A 22,703-nucleotide genomic window follows, 5' to 3' on the forward strand; every position below is an offset into this window, starting at 1 on the left:
TATATTTCAAAATACTAGGTTCTTGGTAATAACTATATTTTTATATTATATATTATCTTCAATTATTTTGTCAATATTTATAATTTTAGCATCTTTCCAAATTCCTTCTATATTATAAAACTCTCTATCTTCTTTATGAAATATATGAATAATAATATCTCCATAATCTAATAATATCCATCTAGCTGAATCATATCCTTCTTTATGAAAAATATGAATGTTTTCATTTTCCAGTTGCTTCTGCACTTCATCTGCTATTGCTTTTGCTTGACGCTCAGATGAAGTATTCGTAATAACAAAATAATCACAGAGAGTAGATATGCCTTGTAAATCTAGTACAGTTATACTCTGACCTAACTTATCATCAATGTATTTAATTATTTTTGCTAATAAACCATCGGTTGTATTTTTCATTAATTTCCTCCTTTTCATTTATATAAATAATTTAGCTAGTATACCTAGGTAAGCTAAATATATTCCCAAAACACTTGCGCCTATTGAACGACTTATAGAACCTTTTAGGGTACCGCCGATTACTAGTATTAACATCATTAGTAATGCTATAGGTATATCTAAATATAAAGCTTGTGGTACATTGTGAATCGTTGCACCAAGCATGATATTCTGATAGTTAATTACAATCCCCTGTTCCCCTAGCTTTGAGGATATACCCAACACCATAACTATGTCAAGTATATTGGCACCTAAAATATTTCCAACAGATATCTCACTATGCCCCTTTACAATAGAGCTAAATGCTGTAATCAATTCTGGAAGGGAGGTTCCTAATGCAATTAGCGTTAAACTAATTACTTGTTCTGGAACACCTATAAGCTTTGCAATAGCCACACCGTTATTTACTAATAATCTTGCACCAATCACTATAAATAGTGCACCTAAGATGAATTTGGTTACATTTATTTTTATCTTTTGTTTATTTAAATCCACTGCATGATTCTGTCCAGTAGTATTTCGTCCGCTACCTTTAAATTCCAGTATATTCAAAATAATATATGCTATAAACATTAGTAAAAAAACATTTCCCTCTTGCGGCGTAATGATTGTATCTTTTGCTAAAAAAAACATCATAACTCCACATAGAAGCATAAAAAAACCTTTGATAGAAAACTTAGTAGTATGTATTTTTATAGGAGAAATCAAAGCCGTTAGTCCTAATATAAGTCCTATATTGCATACCATTGAGCCAACCACATTACCAATAGCAACATCATAATAATGTTGGTAAGTAGCAATAGACGATACTAACAACTCAGGCAGAGTTGTTGCAACACTTACTAAAGTCGCTCCAATTAAAACGTTTGGTACACCTGTTACTTTAGCGATCCAAACTGCAGATTCAACAAACCAATCTCCGCCTTTTATTATTATGATAATCCCCAGTACAAAAAAAAGTAATGTCCCAAAGCTTCCCATAGTGCCCCCCCTATTACTTTGTTAAGTTACATATACTTATTTGATAAAAAGAACATTATACAACTATACATCGTTATAATATATTTTCCTCTTTAAAATATATGCCAATTTCACTTAAACAAAATGATACAAAAAACCTCTTAGGAAGTTAAGTCCTTGCCAATTATTACTTTTACATCTACTTCATTTGTTGCTTCTATCAGATTTTTTATACCTAATATCTTACCAATTTTTTTAGCATCTTTTTTATATTTGGGATTGTATTCTATAAAAGATTCTATTATATTATTTGATTCATAATTATTTATTGATTCTACTGATATCTTAGATTCCTCCAGTTTTTCTGCAAATCTAGCAGCTGTTCCACTAATTCCACAGCCATTCAGTACTTCTACTCTAGAAGCATTGACTGATTTCGTTTTATTTGTTAAATAATTTTCTTTAAGCTGTTGGATATCACTATCATCTACTACATAATAGGAAACGCCATTGATCATTGCAGGTCTTCCTGGCAAAGTCATTTTTGTTAGTTCATTGGACCTTCCAATAAAATTTTTTAATCCCAGGTAAATCATTTTTGTTTTTGGTATATTTGTATCTACATTTCTATAAAATATTTTAGTTAATGTAGGGGCTTTAAATACCGTAAGCGGTGACATAGCTTCCTTGATTAAGACATTAGCAAATTGTTGCTGTGCTTCTACTCTTCCTAAGTCTTGATTAGCATAACCACTTCTAAATCTTAAAAACTGTAGGGCTTGTCCACCATCTAAGGTCTGTAAACCTTTAGAAATATCAATCTCTAGAGGAGGATCAGCATAAGGATCTTTATATTTCATATCTACAGGTACTTCTAAGGTGATTCCTCCTAAAGCATCTACTATCTCTTCTACAGCCTTATAATTTATTTTAGCATAATAATCTATTGGAATACCTAAGAAGTCTTCAACTGTATTTGTTAACAGTTCAACACCTCCATAAGCATGTGCATGATTGACTTTTTCTTGAGATTTTCTACCATCGATTGCAACTCTTGTATCTCTTGGTATAGAAATCAATACTGGGTTTTTAGCAGAAGAATCTATACTTAGAAGCATAATAGAATCAGCTCTAGTTCCTTTGGTGTTGGATGAATCCTGTGCATCAACTCCAAATATTAATATATTTATCCTACCATTTGTAGCATATATATTGCCACTGCTTATGGTAAAAAAACCAATGATTGCAATCATAAAAAATGATATAATCAACGTACCCGCTATTTTTTTTCTTTGTTTTTTCATAATTCACCTCTGTCATTCAAAAATTTTATGACTTCATCTTTAATAACAATTCATTTCGTGCATACAAGGTATTGGGATGTAATAGCTTTTCTATGCTTAGTACATAGATAATCGTATTATTCAAAGCCTGTAACACCGCTTTATCTAAATCTTCAGCAGCAATTTTTCTTAATTCATTGACACCAGGATAATTTCTTCCTTCTTCTATAAAATCAGCTAAGTAAATGATTTTTTCTAGCTTACTCATTCCTTCTCGGCCAGTTGTATGGTTTTCAATAGCATTTAAGATATTTTCGTTATTTATATTAAATTCTATTTTTGCTATGGAAGCTGCCACTTTCCCATGTAATAATTCATGAGCCTCCATGATGATGTTATCTGTAACTACTCCATAAGTTCTAACGCATTCCATTAGTTGTTGTCTAGTATAGTCTTTTGCAAAGTCATGTAGTAATGCAGCTATTTTAGCATTCATGGTATCTTCATGATACTTTTCCGCTAAATATATAGATGCTTTCACTACTCCAAGTGTATGTCTATACCTTTTAGGATTGATTGTTACTTTTAGCCTTTCTTCAATTTTCGTTATTAATTGATTTTCCATATACTGCACTCCTATTTATCGTCTTTTTTATTTAATCACAAACTTTCATTTATGTTTTTAACATATAAATGATGCTTTTTTATGTATTTCTCAACACCTTCTGTTACCAAGTACTTGATTGATAATTTTTGTCTTATTCGCTCTCTAATATCACTAGAGGAAATCTCTAAAATTGGTATAGACATGTTGATGATAGATGCATTATACTTTTTATTAAAGAAGTGTACTTTCTCATTGAAACTTTCATCATCATAACCTAATCTGGTTGCAACTACAGTTTTCATAGTTCTAAATAAATAAGCACAATCCTTCCACGTACTCATTTCCATGAAAGCATCAGTTCCAGTAATAAAATATAACTCTATATTCTCACCATATTGCATTAATAACTGCTTTATGGTATCAGCTGTATAGGATTGTCCTCTTCTCATAACTTCTATATTAGACAATTCAAATTTGGGATTGCTATTTATAGCTACAGCTGTCATGATTAATCTATGATGGGCAATGGTAATGTCTTTACTATTTTTATGTGGCGGATTACCAGTAGGAATGAAAATAACTTTATCTAAATTCAAGTTATATAATGCTGTTTCTGCAACAAATAAATGACCTAGATGAATAGGATCAAAAGTTCCTCCCATAATGCCATATCTATGTGTTATTTTTCTGTCCTTATTATTCATTCATTCACCATCTTTCATCCTTTGTTTCTAATTCAATGATTATACTATATTTTACAATAGTTGAAAAGTCAATTGTTTTGTGTAGTAGTAAAGTATTCCATCGCTTCCTTATTATTAAATACATACTTAAGGCACCTTTACAAAACGCTTAGGTGCCTTAATATATTAATGTTTTGGCAATTGAATTTTAGGATTGTTTCTTGATGGTCTATAGATGGTGAATTTGTTCCCTATAGCTTGTACAAATTCAGCATTTAAAGCTTTAGCAACATCATTTGCTGTTTTTTTAGCATCTAATAGACTGGTTTCTAAAATATTAATTTTAACAATTTCTCTAGTTTCTAATACATTATCTAACTGTGATAAAAAGTTGTCTGTAACTCCTAATTTGCCGATTTGAGTAATTGGCTTTATACTATGGGCCATGCCTTTAAGATATGTTCTTTGTTTACCTGTTAACATTTACCTACTCCTTTTTTAAATTTCTACTTCTTTTCGAAGTTTTCTTCTATGAATTTCGTATTCCTTTACTCCCTTTTTCCAACCAGTTCTTGTTTTTTCCATTACTGTAGATTTTTCGCTGACGACAAAGTCATTTTTAGCAAAGCAATAATAAGCTTTTGTGTCTAATTTGCAATTTTCACAATGTATGCAGCTCATGTTACCTATAAACCCCCATCTCTTAGTCGTAATACTCAAATTCAAATTCGTCAATTTTCACAGTATCTCCATCCTTAATACCCAGCTCTTTTAGTTCATCAATAACGCCCCTCTTTCTTAAAACTTTTTGAAAATAGCTTAATGAATCCATACTATCAAAGTTTGTAGAATGAAGTAACCTTTCTACAAATTTTCCTTCTATGATAAAGATATCATCTTCTTTGTGAACTGTAAATCGGTATTTATCTTCTTTTTCATACTGATATATTTTTTCTTCTTCTTCAATTTCGTTATTCTTAATATCTTCTTCAACTTCTTTTAGTTTTTTAGATACATATGTAAACAAATCTTCTAATCCTTTATTCGTAGCTGCAGAAATCGCAAACACTTTTATGCCTAGCTTCTCTAAATTTATTTTTAATGCTTTTAAGTTTTCATCTACCTCAGGCAAATCTGTTTTATTTGCAGCTACAATTTGTGGTTTGTCTGCTAACTTAGGACTATATAATTTTAATTCTTCATTTATTTTATTAAAATCTTCTATAGGATTTCTTCTCTCTAAGGCAGCCACATCTATAACATGAATTAATAGTTTTGTTCTTTCTACGTGTCTTAGGAATTCATGACCTAACCCAACTCCTTGATGCGCACCTTCAATAAGACCAGGGATATCTGCTAAAACAAAGCTGTCTCCATACTTTGTCTTTACCACACCTAGATTTGGGGTTAAGGTAGTAAAATGGTAATCAGCAACTTTAGGGTTTGCACTAGTAACAACAGATAATATAGTGGATTTACCTACGTTTGGAAATCCTATTAGGCCTACATCAGCAATCATTTTTAGTTCAAGGACAACGGTTAATTCGTCTCCATACTCTCCTGCAATAGCAAAATTGGGGGCTTGTCTAGTAGACGATTTAAAGTGTATATTTCCTTTTCCACCTTTTCCACCTCTAGCAATTATTTTTTTATCTCCACCTTTAACTAAATCTGCAATGACAGCACCTGTTTTTTCATCTCTTATCAAAGTACCTGGTGGAACCTTTAATACTAAATCCTCTGCATCTTTCCCATACATATTTTTATTTTTACCATCTTCTCCATTCTCCGCATGATAATGCTTTTTATATCTAAAATCCATTAAGGTTCTCATGCCTTCATCTACTTCAACTATAATACTTCCACCTTTTCCTCCATCACCACCAGAAGGTCCTCCTGCTGGCACATAAATTTCCCGTCTAAAAGCTACGGCACCATTGCCACCTTTACCAGCTTTCAAATTGATTATCGCTTTATCAACAAACATATGTTTTTCACCCTTATTTTCAAATTATATTTCTCTATTTCCTTTTAATCTATATAGATAACCAATTGATATAATAATTTCATTATATCAACTAAAAAGAAACTGTCAACTTTATTTATTATTCCAAAACAAACAATAAATTAAACAAAAAAACCGCCGTGTTTTGGCGGTTTATAATTAGTTTGCTGCATAAATACTAACTTGTTTTTTATCTTTGCCTTTTCTTTCGAACTTAACAACACCATCTATTAATGCGAATAAAGTGTCATCTCCACCTTTTCCAACATTTGTTCCTGGATGGATTTTAGTACCTCTTTGTCTTACTAAAATGTTTCCAGCAGTTACAGATTGTCCGTCGGATTTCTTAACGCCTAATCTTTTAGCAGCACTATCTCTACCGTTTTTGGAGCTACCTACTCCTTTTTTACTAGCAAATAACTGAAGATTAATTTTAAACATGACTTACACCTCCTTGTCATGAACAATTATATATTGAGAATAACTTTCTTGAATATTTCTAATTCCAAGTACCATCGTGTCAAGTAGATTATTTACTTGTTGTCTATCCCGTTGAGATAAACCCTCAGGTATCCAACAAGCTAAGTATCCATCAGCTATCTCATAAGAAACTTGGATTTTTAGCACTTCACTTAATCCTAGAATTATTGTTTGTGTTAACATAGATACAGCAGCACAAACGATATCCTTGCCAGGTTCATCTGCATATGCATGACCTGTAATCTTAAATTCGCTAATGTATTGATTGTGATCTCTTTCTATTCTTATCTTTATCATAGCTCATATCCTAAGCATTGATTTTTTCAATAACTAGTTTTGTGTAAGGCTGTCTATGACCTTGTTTCTTTCTAAAATCTTTTTTAGGTTTGTATTTAAAGATAATGATTTTTTTACCTTTACCTTGTTCTACAACCTTTGCTTCAACCTTTGCTCCATTTACTAATGGATTTCCAACTGTTAAGCTTCCTTCTTTAGAAACAGCTAATACATTTTCAATTGTTACAACATCGCCTTCAGAAGCATTTAGCTTTTCAACAAACAATGTATCTCCTTCTTGCACTCTGTATTGCTTTCCACCTGTCTCAATGATTGCGTACATATTTACACCTCCTCAACCCAGTCTCGCCGAACCCAAGGTACTTTCGTTTAAAACCCGATCCGTGCGGCTACTTACAGATATATATATTATCATAGGAGTATACTGATGTCAAGCTCTATAGTTCTATTTCCATAGCTAGCTTTTCAATAACCTCTAGTCTCCCCATTGTTTTTATTATTAAGTCATTATAATGTGCTTCTTTTTTGGGTAGAATCCATATTTTTATGTGGTAAGTCTCTTCTAGCTCCTTAATAACAAATTCATTATTAGATAGTTCATTTAGCACTTCAGGATGCACTTGAAAAATAACGGCTTCTGCATTAGTATGATCGTGCATTCTTTTTATTTCTTTTTCTATTTTATGTATTATTACATCTTCATTTAAAACCCTGCCAGTACCTTCGCAGTATGGACATTTTTTTTGCAATAATGATTCTAACCTTTGTCTTACCTTTTTCCTAGTAATCTCCACTAAACCTAAAGAAGTTATTCCTAGTATCTTAGTTTTTGTACGATCTTTATTTAATGATTCTTCTAAAACCCTTAAGACCTTCTCAATATATTTTTCGTTTGTCATGTCTATCAAATCTACAATAATTATTCCGCCTATATCTCGAAGCCTTAATTGCTTTGCAATTTCTCTTGCTGCTTCTATATTTGTTTTATAAACTGTATCTTCTAAATCTATACTTCCCACATATTTACCAGTATTCACATCAATGACTGTCAATGCTTCTGTAGAATCAATAACAATATACCCTCCGCTTTTAAGCCAAACCCTTCTTGAGATTCCATTCTTTATTTGAGATTCAATATTATAATATTGAAAGATCTCTAAATCATCTTTATATAGCTTAATTCTATCCTTTAGGTGGGGAGAAATTAGTTCTACTAATTCTAATACGTTTTTGTATTCTTGTTTATTATTAATAATGAACTCATTAATTTCTTTACTGAATACATCGCGGATTATTTTATCCACTAAATCAAAATCTTTATAAATCATTCTTGGTGCAAACCCTAGTTTTTTTTCTTTTTCTATCTTTTGCCATAGCTTTAGCAAAAACTTTATATCATCGCTAAAAGCTTCTTTGTTCTTAGCTTCGGCAGCTGTTCGAATAATAATTCCCATGTTTTGAGGCTTTGCTTCTTCTACTTCTTTTCTTAGTCTCTCTCGTTCTTCTTCACTAGTAATTCTTCTAGATACTCCAAGATAATCTGTATAAGGCATTAAAACTAAGTAACGTCCTGGTAAAGTAATGTGGGTAGTAACTCTTGCTCCCTTTGAACCAATAGGTTCTTTTATAACCTGAACAATGATTTCTTGTCCTTCTTTTACAATATCTTTAATAGATATATTTTTATAATTTTCATTATCTTCATATTGATATTCTTGAGGTATAGCATCTCTTACATATAAAAAACTATTTTTTTCTAAACCGATATCTACAAAGGCTGCTTGCATACCAGGCAATACATTTGTTACCCTACCTTTATAGATATTACCTACTATTCTTTTATTATTCTTTCTTTCAAGATAGAATTCAACCAGTTCTTCAGATTCTAATAAAGCTAGTCTAGTTTCATTAATACTAACATCTACAATAATTTGATTCATGTAACCAACTCCTAATTTTATAACCAAAGTATCGATAGGTTATCTTCTTACTTACTTATTCTATACTTAAAGTATTATTTCCTTTCTAACTATGGGTAACCAACTACGGAACTTAAGCAGATAACTGAAATCTATGATTTCATGTCAGTCGCTTATACAAGGTGAAATTTTGATATGCTAAGGGCTACATTTGCGGCCCATGGTTTTGGGCGAAACCGTAGATGGTGTATATCAAAAGTAGATGACCCAAATCTTTGATTTGCTGTCAGTCACTTTCACAGAGTGCAATTAAAGTTTAAAATTGGTTATCTGTATAATGTTGCAATGTCTAAAGGTGTTAGAAAATGTGGTTCTATTTCTTTAAAAAGTTCAATCCTATGTACTCTAGTCTTATCAAGTTCAATAGGTAATTCCATTTTTTCTTGAAGCTTCTTCACCACTGTTTCAGGCTTTAAATTACCGCTGCTGCCTGTAGCTAAAAGCATATCTAACAGTACCTGATTATCTTCCTTTTTTACTATGTTTATGTGCTTTATATGATCTCGAATATTTATTTCCTGCACTTGATTTTTATAAGATTTTTTGTAGCTTTTTTTCTTTTTCTTTTCTTTAATTTCTATAATCTCTTTTAAATCTAGAAAGGAGTTTAACTTGTCTTTTAATTCCTCAAGATCTATTTTCTCTGTAAGAATAATTTTTACAGCATAGCTAGAAAATTGAATAATCGCCATTAATGAGTCTTGATCCTTCGAGATATATTGACTGTTAATAACTTCTAGACCTTTCGGCAATACATTGTTTAGCCTATCCATAAACTCTTTTAATTCAATTTTTTCTGTTACTTCAATATCGATATATTCACCTTCACTGGATATTCCAATCCCTAGCGCTGTAGCAAAGGCCATAATGGGATGGGGATTAAAGCCTTGGGTATATGCAATAGGGATTCTTGCTCTTCTAAAGGCCCTTTCAAAAAGACGAACTAAGTCCAAATGAGAAATAAATATCATATCGTCTTTTTTATAAAATTTTGATCTTATTCTATACATTAACAGATTCCTCCTATAAACCCTTGATTCATCCCACAGCCTGAGCAATTGATCCTGCAATCTTCAGTTAGTTTAGCAGTTTTTGCTTTTTCATTTTCTTTGATTAGAAATTTTTTTGTGACTCCCACATCGATATGATCCCATGGTAATATTTCCTCATACTCTCTCTTTCTATTAACATAAAACTCAGGATTCATGCCCACTTTTTCAAATATTTCCTTCCATTTCTGGAAATTAAAATGTTCATTCCAGCCATCAAACTTGCAACCTTCTTCAATGGCTAATTCTAAAACTTTAGAAAGTTTCCTATCCCCCCTAGCGAAAACTGCTTCTAAGAAACTGGTTTCAGCATCATGATAACTATATGTAATATTTTTACGATTTAACTGTTTTTTCAAGAGTTGTTGTTTATCTTCTATTTCTTCTAATGTTATTTGTGGTTCCCATTGGAAAGGAGTAAAGGCTTTAGGAACAAAGGTAGATGTGCTAACAGTCACATTTAAACCTTTCCCTCTTTGTTCTTTTGGGGTTTCATAATATAAATCAACAACCTTATAGGCTAAATCCTTAATCCCTATTAAATCTTCTTCTGATTCAGTTGGCAGCCCTAACATGAAATAAAGCTTTACACTACTCCAACCAGATTCAAAAGCTTTTTTAGTTGCCTCTGTTAAATCTTCTTCAGTTAATCCTTTGTTAATTACATCCCGTAGCCTTTGACTCCCTGCCTCCGGAGCAAAGGTTAATCCAGTTTTCCTTACTTTTTGTATTTCTTTTATTAATTCTAAAGAAAAATTATCAAGTCTTAAAGATGGTAATGATATTCCAACTCGATCTTCACTGTATTTGTCAATTAAATGCTTTACAAAGTCATGTAGATTCGAGTAATCACTAGTACTTAGGGATGCTAATGATATTTCTTCATAACCAGTTGATGTTAATAAACCCTCAGCCAAATTTGATAGTGTTTCAACTGATCGCTCTCTAACAGGCCTATAAATCATTCCTGCTTGGCAGAAACGACATCCTCTTGTACAACCTCTGAATATTTCCAATGCAACTCGATCATGTACAACGTTTAGGTAGGGAACAATCATCTTATCAGGATAATATGTTTCATTAAGATCTTGAATGATTCTTTTCTTAATTTTAGTGGGGATTTCATCTATTCTAGGCTGAAAAGAAGCTATCGTCCCATCATTACTATATTTTACTTCATAAAAGCTTGGAACATAAACACCTGTTATTTTAGCAGCTTCTTTCAAAAAATTTGACTTGCTATAGTTTTTTTCTTTATACTTTTTATATAAATCTAATACTTCAATCTGTACTTCTTCTGCCTCTCCTAAAATAATAATATCTGCAAAATCTGCAATCGGTTCAGGGTTATAGGCACAAGGTCCTCCAAAAATAACAATAGGATTATTTTCATCTCTGTCTTTACTGTAAATAGGAATATTTGCTAAGTTCAACATGTTCAATATATTTGTATAGCTCAATTCATATTGTAGTGTGAAACCAACAAAATCAAAGTTTTCAATAGGTTCTCTGCTCTCTAGTGCAAAAAGTGGGATATTGTTCTTTTTCATTTCTTCTTCCATATCAACTGCAGGTGCAAATACTCTTTCACAAGAAACACCGTCTAGCGTATTCAGAAGATGATATAATATTTGCATGCCTAAATGGCTCATCCCTACTTCATAAATATCAGGGAAACAAAATGCATAACGTATCATTTTTCCATCAACTTCTTTATGTATACTGTTTAGCTCGTTTCCTAAGTATCTAGCAGGCTTTTCAACTTTATATAGTACATCTTGAATTTCAATTTTTTTCATAAACGTGCCTCCAATCCTTTTTTTCTTTAGTGTCTATATTCATTGATATAGGTTATACCTCCCTAAATTTTAATATACTAAGGGCTACATTTGCAGTCCTCGACTATGATTTTCGGCCGAGAGCGAAACCGTAGACCGTGTATATTAAAATTTAATTATAAAGGCTTATATCTATAAGATATAGATGTTGTTAATTCATAATTTTTGTTAATGAATACTATGTATAAGTATATGATAACATAAACGTTTTGAAAATATGTTATTATTCTCTTATTATTTTTCTAATACTTCTATTAGCTCCCCTAAAGTTAGCTTATTATTATATTTAATGTTTGCATCTAAAATTTCACTTTCCGAAAGATTTCCTAAGACTTTCCCTTTGGGATTAATAACAGTTATAAAATGGTATTTATTTGAAGAAAACTCATGAAAAACTTTATTTATATGTATAGATTCTAAAGCTGTAAGATGTTTCACTTCCATAAAACCTTTATCTAACAATTGCTTCTTTTTCATTACAACATGATAAATAAAGGTATATCCAATTACTTCTTTTTCCTTATTAGCTTTAATAAATAAATATATTGCTATTCCACATAAAAAAAAGTATTCTTCTCTCCTAATTCCTAAATGAATACTAGTGAAAAATAGTAGTAAAGATAATATTTTACTTATTTTTATCATGATCATAGTTGCCTTTTTAAATCCAACTTTGCTATTTATATAAGCTCTTAAGATTCTCCCTCCATCTAATGGAAGAATTGGTAGCATATTAAATAAACCAATCGTAAGATTTGTAAAAATAAAGAAATATATAAGATCTATTTGTAACTTTATATAAGATTGTATAATAATCGCTAATAATAACATGATATAATTAGAGGACGGTCCCACAATAGAAATAATAATTTCTTTAAAAGGATCTACTTCAAAAAAACTTTCTGTTCTTGCTACTCCTCCAAAAGGAAAAAGTTCTATTTCCAAAACTTCAATCCCATAATATGCAGAAGCAAAAGAATGAGCTAATTCATGTATCATGATAATCATCATAACAATAATTAACTCAAAAAAATATTGGTAATAGATGCTTATAATCCATATGGGAATTAACGTATAATTAATTTTTATTTTAATGCCAAATATTTCAAATAATTTCATTATCTATGCCTGCCTTATCTAAATGTCTACATACTTTTAAATTCTAGATTGATATACACTAAAGGATCTACCGGTTCCTTATTGTTCCAAACCTCAAATTGCAGCTTGCCAGAGCTTGTTCCAATAACTTCACCAGTCACAACTTTTTGGTTTTTTTCCACCATGCTTTTTTCAATGTTTTTATACACTGATAATAATTCCCCCTTATGCTTAAGAACAATATAATTTCCACTAGACTGGTTGAATCCAGTTTCTATAATTACCCCCTCTTGGGTAGCTAATATATCCCCTCCTGTTTCACCTTCAATGATAATCCCTCTTGAGGTTCTATTGGTTTCTTCTATTATATCTTCAAAATAGGTAATAACCCTTCCTTCCATTGGTAAAGTGAATTGTAATTCTGAAAAATTTCCAATGTTTATTACTGCTAAAGCCTTTTCGCCTTGCTTTGTAAGTCTCACTAGTGCACCTTTTGCTTTTTCATAGTTTTCACCTACTTTAAATTCTTGGTTTAATCTATATTCCACTTGATCAATAAGATAATTTGTTGGTCTACTGTTAATATTCTTAACAAGTAATATTAGCAAAAATATAAAAAAGCATATTGTTAACTTTATGAAAGTTTTTAAAATCCATTGTTTAAAATCAAACTCTTGAAAATTCATACTACTTCTATCTATTCTATTTTGAAAAATACCTATTGGTTGTATTGGATTATTGCTTTTTCTTACACTCATTCTCATACTACCTCCTTTGTTTGGATTTAGTATAAATATATTGTGTATAATTAGATTTTATTACATGGTAGCTTGTATTTAGAATAAAATGTAAGACAAATAAACAAAAAACCATTTATTTTGGTTAAAAATAAATGGTTTAAAGATACTGGTTAATTTTTTTTTACATAATTTCTCCACTGCAAGTCTCCTCGTTCTAAAGATCTTATTAGAATTTCAGCTGTTGCAATGTTAGTGGCAACAGGTATCATTCGAACATCACATAATCTTATAAGAGCTTGAATATCTGGTTCATGAGGTTGTGGTGTAAGTGGATCTCTAAGAAATATTACAACATCCATTCTATTGTTTGCTATTTCTGCTCCTATTTGTTGATCACCACCCAAAGGTCCTGACTGAAATCTATGGACTTTTAGTTCTGTAGCCTCCATTATTCGTTTTCCTGTAGTGCCTGTAGCAAATAATTTATGATTCTTTAAGATGTTTTCATATGCTGTTACAAAGTGTATCATCATATCCTTTTTCATATCATGGGCTATTAGAGCAATATTCATACTGTTCCTCCTATGTTTATCATGTACGACTTTTATCCTTCATCTTTTTAATTGGAATATTAGCTACTAACGCTGGCATCATTGTATCATCACTATCTCGTTTTGTTTTGGTCAATTTAACCTCTAATCCACTTTCATCAATTTCAACATAATCTGATATGATTTTTATAATATCGTCTTTAACCATATCTAGAAAGTGAGGAGAGCAATTTGTTCTATCGTGAACCAATACTAGTTTTAATCGTTCTTTTGCAACATTTTTACTGGGTCCCGTGTCTCTATTAAAAAACTTTAAAAAATCCATTGTTTTCCTCCTTCCATGAAAGTTATTTTGCTAAACCAAAGAGCTTTCTTAGTTTAGATACAAAGCTTTCATTTGATTCCATATTCATAAAGGGAACATTTTCTCCAGCGATTCGTTTGGCAATATTTCTATATGCTTGTCCTGCTAGTGAGGTGTTTTCATTTACAACAGGTTCCCCTTTATTTGTAGATATAACGATAGCTTCATCATCTGGTACTACCCCTAAAAGATCAATGGCTAATATATCAATCATGTCTTCAATATTCATCATGTCTCCTCTTTTCACCATATCTATTCTAATACGGTTTATAACTAAAAGAGGATCTCTTAGCTCGGATGCTTCTAATAATCCAATAATTCTATCTGCATCCCTAACTGCTGATATTTCTGGCGTTGTAACAACAATGGCTTTATCGGCACCAGCAATAGCATTTTTAAATCCCTGTTCAATACCTGCAGGACAATCTACTAGTACATAATCGAACATTTCCTTTAAATCATTGGTTAGCTTACGCATTTGTTCCGGTGATACCGCGTTCTTATCTTTTGTTTGTGCTGCGGGTAATAAAAACAATCCTTCATATCTCTTGTCTTTAATAAGAGCCTGTTTTAGCCTACAGACCCCCTCCACCACATCAACCAAGTCATAAACAATCCGATTTTCTAAACCCATAACTACATCAAGATTTCTTAGACCGATATCTGCATCTATAACTGCAACTTTATAGCCTAGTTGAGATAAACCTGTTCCAAGGTTTGCTGTCGTAGTTGTTTTGCCAACCCCACCTTTTCCTGATGTAATGACAATTGCTTCGCCCATTTTGTTATTAACCCCCTATTCGTTGCTTTATTTTTTATTTAAGTAAGGTTCAATGCATACCATGTTTTCCTTAATCCGTGCCAATTCCGGATTATTTGGTTTTTCATAGTCTCCATCTGGTGCTCGTGCTATAACATCTGCTATCCTCAACTGAGTAGGGTCTAAATATAAGGCTGCAACACAGGATTTGGTATTTCCATTGGATCCCGCGTGTGCTATACCTCTCAGGCTCCCCATAACAACGATGTTTCCCATAGCAATAATTTGTGCGCCTGGATTAACATCACCTAGAATAACTACATTACCATCATAGTCAATTTTTTGTCCTGATCTTATGGTGCCTTTTACAAATTTTGTTTTCCCTTCAACAATTCCTTCAAAGACTTCTTCTTTTGAATTAACTGACTTAGATGGTTTCTCACAGCTAGAAATATCCATCTTGTATCTAGTTGTCATAATACTTGCTAGTTCTTCTTTTTCCTCATGAGTTAACATATCGCCCTTTATTTCAAATATTTTAGCACCCTTGAAGAAAGATTGTGTTTTTTCTAGCTTCTCAATCAAATGCACCTTTATGGTTTGGAAATCATAATTAGGTTTAATACAAATAGAAAGCCCTTGTTTTGTTCCTTTAAACTCAATGGCATTTTCTTCAGTCATGGAATAATACCTCCACTAGTGAATTGAATTGGCTGTATATTTTGAAAAACATACTGTATCATAATATAAGATTCTCCATATGAGTCGTAAATCCTTCTTGATTTCATAAAAAAACATAGGACTCTAGTACAGTTATAGTATACATCCTTACATTCACTTGTTTTTTTAGTGTTGATTACTTTTGAAAAGTACCCTATATTTAAGCAGACATTATATGAAAACAGACTAGCAACTATCTTGCTAGTCTGTTTTCAATACTAAACCCATCCTCTTCATTAACTGTATTTAAGCCCATATATTCAGCAACAATTTCTCTAAATATTGGAGCTCCATATCCTCCAGATCCTCCGTTAAATATCAATACAGATATAGCTATTTGAGGATCCTCATAGGGTGCAAAACCTGTAAACCATGCATAGTTATCGTAGTCACGTTTAAACTGATCTAAATTTGCTTTAGGATTAAGACTTTTAATAGCTTCTCTCATAGCGTATCCTTCATCTTGATACCTAGGATTATCTTTATTTTCTTCCATTAACTGTAGCGTCTTATGCTCTACAGCTGCTTGTGATACACCAAAAGATCCAAGATGCTTTTTTAGATATTCTACTTCGTCAAGAGGAGGTATTTTACCTTCTCTTTGAGCTGTTCCAGTTTTTCCCGCTATATTTATAGGCAATTTATTAAAATAGCTTCTTGCACTCCCAGTTGTTTGCACTAAATGCATGGCATAATTAATCTCATCTAAGTTATTATAATCTTTTAATGGAATACGTTCTACCAGCTCTGGGGGATACTCTATTATATTTTCTTCATCATAGCTTTGCGTTTTCCTAATTAAACTTAAGTTATACCTATAGCCTCCGTTTGCTAGCATAGCCATATAGTTAGTCATTTGGATGGGTGTATAGGCGTGTTCTCCTTGTCCTATAGAAAAGTTCATGGTATCTGCTGTGCTCCATCTTGCTTGAGTAAAATAACTATATTTTGAAACATCAGTATAAATACTTGCTTTGTCTTCCTTTATCCCTAATTCCAGCATTTTATTATAAATAACAGATCGTGCTGGATTTTCTTCAGCCCAACTAACTATTTCTTCTATTACCTCTAGTAATAGTTCAGGTGTAGGTTCTACCATTGTATCATCTAAATCATCTATTCTCATTTGTCTTCTTAGATGATTTCTCAGCATAGCCTTAACCGTTTTAGTTTTGTTTTCGATACTTGGTACTCCACCTGATCTTTCTCTCGGTATCTCTATCTCAATTCCAGTTCTATCATTTAATCCAAACATTTTTGTATACTCTGTCAAAATATCCATATTCATTTGAATTGGAAGATTCCTACCTACACCATAATCATAGCCATTTCCTACTGAATAAAAATAGAAATTATTAGAATCAGCAATAGCCTGATGTAAGCCTTGATATCCCATTGTCCTCCTGCTTTGATTCCATAACCAGTTACCAAAGCTATGCCCCCCTATTTGGATAAAACCTCGATCTAATATTTTGTAATCCGGACTAAGCCCTTGTTCAAGACCTGCTAATCCAACTATCATTTTGAATGTAGATCCAGGTTGAATAGCTGTATTAGTAGCCACATTCAATAGAGGTCTTGGTGCTATTGGATCTCTTTCATTTTCCGGCATAAGATTTTGCCAATCTGTCATGCTAATGCCAGTTGCAAAAAGATTTGGATCATAGGCAGGATAATTGGCTAATGCTAGAACCTCCCCAGTTTTAACATCAGTTACGACAACAGCACCTACAGTAGCATTAGTCAAAGGACCACCTTTTGCCGGCAGTAACCTATTAGTACCCCATTGGGTCTCGTAGACACCACCAACTTGAAGGGTTTCTAGCACTTTCACTAAAGTTTCTTCAGCTACTCTTTGTAAATTGACATCTAGCGTTGTATATACTGTATCCCCTGGAATAGGATCTTGTCTTTCTAAAACTTCTCTAAGTCTTCCAAAGGAATCAACAATAACTCTTTGTGAGCCATCAGCTCCCTTCAGTGTTTCCTCAAAACTGTGTTCGATACCCGTCTTCCCAATAATATCGCTGGGCAAATAGTTTAATTCCTTAATAAATCGATCAATTTCATTTTGCTGAGATATTTTTCCTAAATAGCCTAGTACATGGGCAGCCATTTCACCTTCGGGATAGTATCTTATTGGCTCAACGGCGATATTCACTCCAGGTAAACTCATGATGTTTTCTTCAATCTCTGTAACAGAAACCTCTGATATATCTTGAGCAATTCTAACAGGCTGGTATTGGAGATAGCCTTGTTTTCTTAGCTGTTCTCTTACAACCATAATTTTTCTAGCTTCAATATCAGAATAATTTTCTGGTATCTCATAAGTTCTATTTTTAACAGCTTCAAAAGCTTCGTAGGCTGACATCTCCATATCTTGGATATTATAGCTTTGCAGCCATTGCTCTTTTCTCATTTCGTCTGTAAATTTCCATGTTTTAATAGAAATTGGCACGCTTAAGTTTGGTATTTTAATAAACTGCTGTTGGACCTCTGCAGGATCAGTTTCTTCAATATTGTATCTTCTTCTTAATACCTCAAAGGCTTCTTGCGCAGTCTCAATATCTAAAAGGTCGTTGGTTTCCTTCCACGTTTGAATTTCTAAGTCATAAGAGAATACATATTCGCCTTTTTCTGTGAAAATAACGGGAAATTCATCGTTATATCTATCCTCATTTTTTTCCAATATATTAATTATAGTTAAAGCGACTTCATTGATTTGTTCATCTATAACTTCATTTTTCATCATTTGAATTGTAAAGCTTGGGCGATTACCTGCCAAGAGTCTTCCATATCTATCGCGAATTTCTCCTCTGGCAGCAGGCAACGGTATCGTTTTAATAATTCTATTTTCTGCTTGATCTCTATATTCCTCACCTTGCACTATCATAATAGTAGCTAATCTAAACTGAATGATTACCAAGATTACGATAAAGACTAAAATAATAATATTATATCGATCTTTTAATTTATTTAATATCATAAGTCATCACCATTCTAATACCTATTTCTAGTTGGCTTATAAATTTTATATACATACTTATAAACAAAAATAGAAATAATAGCGTTATATAAAACTTCCATAATAAGCATGTTTTTGAAAATATTAAAAAAATCCATGTTAAACCCTAAAAAATATATAAAAAACGTGCCAAAAATATAATAGGAGACAGTTCCTAAGACTGTAAACAAAAAAGGAATAATATAGTTTTCCTTAAATATGTTTTTATTAGCCAAGGTAATTAAATAACCCATTAACATATAGATTAATGCATTTAATCCTAATATCTTTCCAAAAATAATATCTTGAAGAATGCCAATAATAAACCCTATCAATGCACCTTTTTTCTTATCACTGTTTATAGCAAAGCATACTACCAAAATTAAACTAGTATTTGGAATAATATTATATATGCTCGTATATTTTAAAACTGTGGATTGCAAAATAAAATTTACAATTATTATTATACCAATAATCAGTGTTTTCACTTTATTAAAACCCCTTTTATTCCTATCTTGTATTCGGAGTTATGACCAATACTTTATTCATACTTTTAAAGTTTACTGCTGGTTCTACAGTAATAGTTTTTAATAATTGATCACTAGATTTAGAAACCTCTATTATTTCTCCTATCATAATTCCCTGTGGATATATTCCCATTCCTGAAGTAATCAATTTGTCCCCAACTACAACTTCCACCATAGGGTCAAATAAATAACCTGACAATTCATTTGTTATACTTCCAGAAACAATTCCCTGATAATTTTTATCTCTTAATACTTGAAAGCTTACTGAACTATTGTTATCAATAATTGAAATAACCTTGGACCAGTTTCCTCCAACTTCATATACCTTTCCTATTAATCCGCTAGACGCTAAAACAATACTGTCTTTTGTTATACCTCTGTCCTCACCAACATCGATTGTGAAAACGTCAAACCAATTACTTGGAGATTTTGCTACAATATTAGCAGCAATTGGTTCATAATCGGTAGTTTCCTCTAAGTAGTTTAGTGCAAACCTTAAACCCCTCAACTCTTCTAACTCATCTCGATTTAATCTAGCTTCTACTAACTGTTCCTGAAGATTTTCCATCTCTTCTTTTAGCTTCACATTTTCTCTAGCAATTTTAGAAAAGTTAAAGATTGAATAAACGCTTTCCCCTACTGTTGTTGCACCAATATTGACAACCTTCTGTGCAGGGCTTAGTATATTCCCCACCCATTTTTCTACTACGGTAATTTCATCTCTTTGTTTTGATGTGAATCCAATAATTATAATGAGAATGATAGCGACAATTGTCACTATCATTGCTGATTTATCTTTAACTGCTTTTTTTCTCATCTAATTCACCATCTTTATTTCATTTTTCTTCTTGTTGCTGCTCTGATACTATCAATATCTTCTATCATTTTACCCGTTCCTAATGCAACACAATCTAATGGCTCTTCAGCTATTTGTACTGGCATACCAGTTTCTTTTCTTACCAACTGATCTAGACCTTTTAGCAATGCACCTCCACCAGTTAACATGATGCCTATTTCCATAATATCTGCTGCTAGCTCTGGAGGCGTTTTTTCTAAGGTATATTTGATTGCATCTACAATTTGACTTACAGGTTCTTTTAATGCATCCAAAATCTCATTTGAGGATACTTCTATTGTTTTAGGTAATCCTGAAACTAAATCTCGTCCTCTAACTAACATTTTTTCTGCGGTCTCTTTTGGGAAAGCAGAGCCAATATTTATTTTTACTTCTTCTGCAGTTCTTTCTCCAATCATCAAGTTATATTGACGTTTAATATATTGTACAATAGCCTCGTCTAGTTCATCTCCACCTACTCTAATAGACTTAGCAGTAACGATTCCTCCTAAAGAAATGATTGCCACTTCAGTAGTCCCCCCACCAACGTCAACTACCATGCTGCCTGTTGGTTCTTCGACCGGCAGGCCGGCACCAAATGCTGCTGCCATAGGTTCTTCGATTAAATAGGCTTCTCTGGCTCCAGCTTGAAGAGCAGCTTCCTCAACAGCACGTTTTTCTACTTCGGTAACTCCTGATGGAACACAAACAACAACTCTTGGAGATACTAGGGTTTTCCTAGAATAAATCTTTCTTATAAAATATTTTAACATATTTTGAGTAATATCGAAATCTGCAATTACACCATCCTTCATAGGACGAATGGCTACTATATTGCCTGGCGTTCTTCCTATCATTCTTTTAGCTTCTTCACCTACTGCTAAAACAGTTTTTGTATCATTCTGTATAGCTACAACCGAGGGCTCTCTTAAAACAATACCCTTACCTTTTACATATACTAATGTATTTGCTGTACCTAAATCGATTCCCATATCTCTAGAAAATAATTTGAAAATACCCATTTATACTGCTCCTTCCTGAAATGTACATTTATATGATATTTTTTTCCTTTAAACTGCTGTATACATTATCTCCTATAATAATGTGATCTAACACTTCAATTCCAATGACTTTTCCTGCCTCTACCAATCTTTTTGTAATATTAATATCCTCTTTACTAGGATCTGGATCACCACTAGGGTGGTTATGAACTAGAATAATGGAAGAGCTTGTACGTTTTATTGCTCTAACAAATACTTCTCTTGGATGTACAATAGACGCATTTACACTGCCAATAGAAATATTTTCAACAGCAATAACTTCATTTTTAGTGTTTAATAGTATGATGTTAAAAAACTCTTTTTTCAAATATCTCATTTCTTCCATTAGTAGATGACTCACATCATCAGGGCTCTTTATCTTATAATTATTTGCTTTTGAGGTCAAAGCTATACGTTTTCCAAGTTCTATAGCAGCGATAATTTGTGATGATTTTGCTAAACCAACACCTTTTGTTAGGCTAAGTTCTTCGATTGTACAATTAGTAAGAACTCGTAAACCTTCTTTAGAAGAATGTATAATATGATTAGCTAGATCAATAGCGGACATTTCCTTTGTTCCAGTTGAAAGAATAATTGCTAAAAGTTCAGCATTTGATAGTGCATTTACACCATGCGTTAATAGCTTCTCTCTTGGCCTCTCACATTCTGGCATTTCTTTTATGGTAGTGTATAAATTTTCCCTACTCACTTTCATTCACCCCAATAACTTATCTATAATATTATAGTATTTTTCATAAGGTGGTTTTAAGTATGATTCACTATGATCAATAGTAAAATATTTAATTAGTCATATGCTATTAAAGTCTGTAGTTGATGCCCTTTAACTACAATAAATTATAATTAAAATGTTCTTGCATCAATTTACCCAACTTATATATAGGCAATCCAACCACATTAAAATAATCGCCATCAATTTTCTTAATGAACAGTGAAGCTTTGCCTTGTATGCCATAAGCTCCTGCTTTATCCATAGGCTCTCCTGTAGCTATATATTTATATATTTCTTCATCGCTGATTTCTCGGAAGTATACCTTAGTCACTTCATAATCAGTTATCTTTTTATTTCTTTTACAATCTATTATTGCTACGCCAGTAACCACTTCATGAGCATTGCCTGATAATTTCTTCAGCATTTCATAAGCATCCTGTTGATTTTGAGGCTTTCCCAAGACATTATCCCGGATAACGATCGTATCTGCAGCAACAATAAGCCCATCAGCATAATTATTACTTGCGACATTTTCTGCCTTTTGAAGTGCTAGATTACTGGCAAGCTTATAGGGATGTATATTTTCCTTTAGTATCTCATTAATCTCACTATTAACTACATGAAATTGCAAACCCAAATTTTCCAATATTTCTTTTCTTCTGGGAGAATTTGAAGCCAATATTATTCTAGACAAATGATC

26 protein-coding genes are annotated in these 22,703 nt (G+C 32.2%); all 26 read right to left on the bottom strand.

Features of this window, described 5'->3' with window-relative positions; genetic code table 11:
• Positions 1 to 45: 45 nt before the first annotated feature.
• The 26 genes from rsfS to CHB72_RS10220 all read right to left on the bottom strand — a co-directional run bounded on the left by rsfS (position 46) and on the right by CHB72_RS10220 (position 22,697).
• Positions 46 to 414, bottom strand: a complete 369-nt coding sequence (gene rsfS / locus CHB72_RS10095) for a ribosome silencing factor (protein WP_176431308.1) — start codon at positions 412 to 414, stop codon at positions 46 to 48.
• A gap of 18 nt (positions 415 to 432) precedes the next feature.
• Positions 433 to 1,434, bottom strand: a complete 1,002-nt coding sequence (locus CHB72_RS10100) for a calcium/sodium antiporter (RefSeq protein WP_089282769.1) — start codon at positions 1,432 to 1,434, stop codon at positions 433 to 435.
• Between the two features lie 140 nt (positions 1,435 to 1,574).
• Complete coding sequence (locus tag CHB72_RS10105) at positions 1,575 to 2,717, bottom strand: LCP family protein (RefSeq protein ID WP_089282770.1); 1,143 nt, start codon at positions 2,715 to 2,717, stop codon at positions 1,575 to 1,577.
• A 25-nt stretch (positions 2,718 to 2,742) separates the two neighbouring features.
• Positions 2,743 to 3,321, bottom strand: coding sequence for a bis(5'-nucleosyl)-tetraphosphatase (symmetrical) YqeK (gene yqeK / locus CHB72_RS10110; protein ID WP_089282771.1), 579 nt, complete (start codon positions 3,319 to 3,321; stop codon positions 2,743 to 2,745).
• 35 nt (positions 3,322 to 3,356) lie between these two features.
• Positions 3,357 to 4,007 (bottom strand): nicotinate-nucleotide adenylyltransferase, encoded by a 651-nt coding sequence (gene nadD / locus CHB72_RS10115; protein WP_089282772.1) that lies wholly within the window; start codon positions 4,005 to 4,007, stop codon positions 3,357 to 3,359.
• 165 nt (positions 4,008 to 4,172) lie between these two features.
• A complete protein-coding gene (yhbY, locus tag CHB72_RS10120) occupies positions 4,173 to 4,469 on the bottom strand; it encodes a ribosome assembly RNA-binding protein YhbY (protein WP_089282773.1) in 297 nt (98 codons plus the stop codon).
• Positions 4,470 to 4,484: 15 nt separating this feature from the next.
• Positions 4,485 to 4,667, bottom strand: a complete 183-nt coding sequence (locus CHB72_RS10125) for a hypothetical protein (RefSeq protein WP_089282774.1) — start codon at positions 4,665 to 4,667, stop codon at positions 4,485 to 4,487.
• A 22-nt stretch (positions 4,668 to 4,689) separates the two neighbouring features.
• Positions 4,690 to 5,973: a GTPase ObgE gene (obgE, locus tag CHB72_RS10130; RefSeq protein WP_089282775.1), complete on the bottom strand. Its 1,284-nt coding sequence runs from the start codon at positions 5,971 to 5,973 to the stop codon at positions 4,690 to 4,692.
• 177 nt (positions 5,974 to 6,150) lie between these two features.
• On the bottom strand, positions 6,151 to 6,432 hold the full coding sequence (rpmA, locus tag CHB72_RS10135; protein WP_089282776.1) for a 50S ribosomal protein L27: 282 nt from the start codon (positions 6,430 to 6,432) through the stop codon (positions 6,151 to 6,153).
• Positions 6,433 to 6,435: 3 nt separating this feature from the next.
• Entirely contained in the window at positions 6,436 to 6,768 is a 333-nt protein-coding gene (locus CHB72_RS10140) for a ribosomal-processing cysteine protease Prp (protein WP_089282777.1), read from the bottom strand.
• Between the two features lie 10 nt (positions 6,769 to 6,778).
• Positions 6,779 to 7,090: a 50S ribosomal protein L21 gene (gene rplU / locus CHB72_RS10145; RefSeq protein ID WP_089282778.1), complete on the bottom strand. Its 312-nt coding sequence runs from the start codon at positions 7,088 to 7,090 to the stop codon at positions 6,779 to 6,781.
• Positions 7,091 to 7,205: 115 nt separating this feature from the next.
• Positions 7,206 to 8,708 (bottom strand): Rne/Rng family ribonuclease, encoded by a 1,503-nt coding sequence (locus CHB72_RS10150; protein ID WP_089282779.1) that lies wholly within the window; start codon positions 8,706 to 8,708, stop codon positions 7,206 to 7,208.
• 305 nt (positions 8,709 to 9,013) lie between these two features.
• Positions 9,014 to 9,757, bottom strand: coding sequence for a TIGR03936 family radical SAM-associated protein (locus CHB72_RS10155; protein ID WP_089282780.1), 744 nt, complete (start codon positions 9,755 to 9,757; stop codon positions 9,014 to 9,016).
• Positions 9,757 to 11,595, bottom strand: coding sequence for a TIGR03960 family B12-binding radical SAM protein (locus tag CHB72_RS10160; protein ID WP_089282781.1), 1,839 nt, complete (start codon positions 11,593 to 11,595; stop codon positions 9,757 to 9,759). The genes CHB72_RS10155 and CHB72_RS10160 overlap by 1 nt, the downstream gene beginning before the upstream one ends.
• Before the next feature lie 273 nt (positions 11,596 to 11,868).
• Positions 11,869 to 12,753: a M50 family metallopeptidase gene (locus CHB72_RS10165; RefSeq protein WP_089282782.1), complete on the bottom strand. Its 885-nt coding sequence runs from the start codon at positions 12,751 to 12,753 to the stop codon at positions 11,869 to 11,871.
• A 26-nt stretch (positions 12,754 to 12,779) separates the two neighbouring features.
• Positions 12,780 to 13,490, bottom strand: coding sequence for a murein hydrolase activator EnvC family protein (locus CHB72_RS10170; protein WP_176431309.1), 711 nt, complete (start codon positions 13,488 to 13,490; stop codon positions 12,780 to 12,782).
• Positions 13,491 to 13,642: 152 nt separating this feature from the next.
• Positions 13,643 to 14,044, bottom strand: coding sequence for a methylglyoxal synthase (locus CHB72_RS10175; RefSeq protein ID WP_089282784.1), 402 nt, complete (start codon positions 14,042 to 14,044; stop codon positions 13,643 to 13,645).
• Positions 14,045 to 14,063: 19 nt separating this feature from the next.
• Positions 14,064 to 14,348 (bottom strand): cell division topological specificity factor MinE, encoded by a 285-nt coding sequence (gene minE / locus CHB72_RS10180; RefSeq protein WP_089282785.1) that lies wholly within the window; start codon positions 14,346 to 14,348, stop codon positions 14,064 to 14,066.
• 22 nt (positions 14,349 to 14,370) lie between these two features.
• A complete protein-coding gene (gene minD / locus CHB72_RS10185; protein ID WP_089282786.1) occupies positions 14,371 to 15,168 on the bottom strand; it encodes a septum site-determining protein MinD in 798 nt (265 codons plus the stop codon).
• Between the two features lie 27 nt (positions 15,169 to 15,195).
• Positions 15,196 to 15,828, bottom strand: coding sequence for a septum site-determining protein MinC (gene minC / locus CHB72_RS10190; RefSeq protein ID WP_089282787.1), 633 nt, complete (start codon positions 15,826 to 15,828; stop codon positions 15,196 to 15,198).
• A 232-nt stretch (positions 15,829 to 16,060) separates the two neighbouring features.
• The gene (locus CHB72_RS10195; RefSeq protein WP_089282788.1) at positions 16,061 to 18,853 is read right to left on the bottom strand and encodes a penicillin-binding transpeptidase domain-containing protein; all 2,793 of its coding nucleotides are present in this window, start codon (positions 18,851 to 18,853) and stop codon (positions 16,061 to 16,063) included.
• A gap of 14 nt (positions 18,854 to 18,867) precedes the next feature.
• The gene (gene mreD, locus CHB72_RS10200; RefSeq protein ID WP_089282789.1) at positions 18,868 to 19,359 is read right to left on the bottom strand and encodes a rod shape-determining protein MreD; all 492 of its coding nucleotides are present in this window, start codon (positions 19,357 to 19,359) and stop codon (positions 18,868 to 18,870) included.
• Positions 19,360 to 19,381: 22 nt separating this feature from the next.
• The gene (gene mreC, locus CHB72_RS10205) at positions 19,382 to 20,215 is read right to left on the bottom strand and encodes a rod shape-determining protein MreC (RefSeq protein WP_089282790.1); all 834 of its coding nucleotides are present in this window, start codon (positions 20,213 to 20,215) and stop codon (positions 19,382 to 19,384) included.
• Positions 20,216 to 20,229: 14 nt separating this feature from the next.
• On the bottom strand, positions 20,230 to 21,255 hold the full coding sequence (locus CHB72_RS10210) for a rod shape-determining protein (RefSeq protein WP_089282791.1): 1,026 nt from the start codon (positions 21,253 to 21,255) through the stop codon (positions 20,230 to 20,232).
• Between the two features lie 28 nt (positions 21,256 to 21,283).
• Entirely contained in the window at positions 21,284 to 21,946 is a 663-nt protein-coding gene (gene radC / locus CHB72_RS10215) for a RadC family protein (RefSeq protein ID WP_408606563.1), read from the bottom strand.
• A gap of 172 nt (positions 21,947 to 22,118) precedes the next feature.
• On the bottom strand, positions 22,119 to 22,697 hold the full coding sequence (locus CHB72_RS10220; RefSeq protein ID WP_089282793.1) for a nucleoside triphosphate pyrophosphatase: 579 nt from the start codon (positions 22,695 to 22,697) through the stop codon (positions 22,119 to 22,121).
• Positions 22,698 to 22,703: the final 6 nt, after the last annotated feature.

This window comes from Anaerovirgula multivorans, from assembly GCF_900188145.1.
Classification (GTDB): Bacteria; Bacillota; Clostridia; order Peptostreptococcales; family Natronincolaceae; genus Anaerovirgula; species Anaerovirgula multivorans.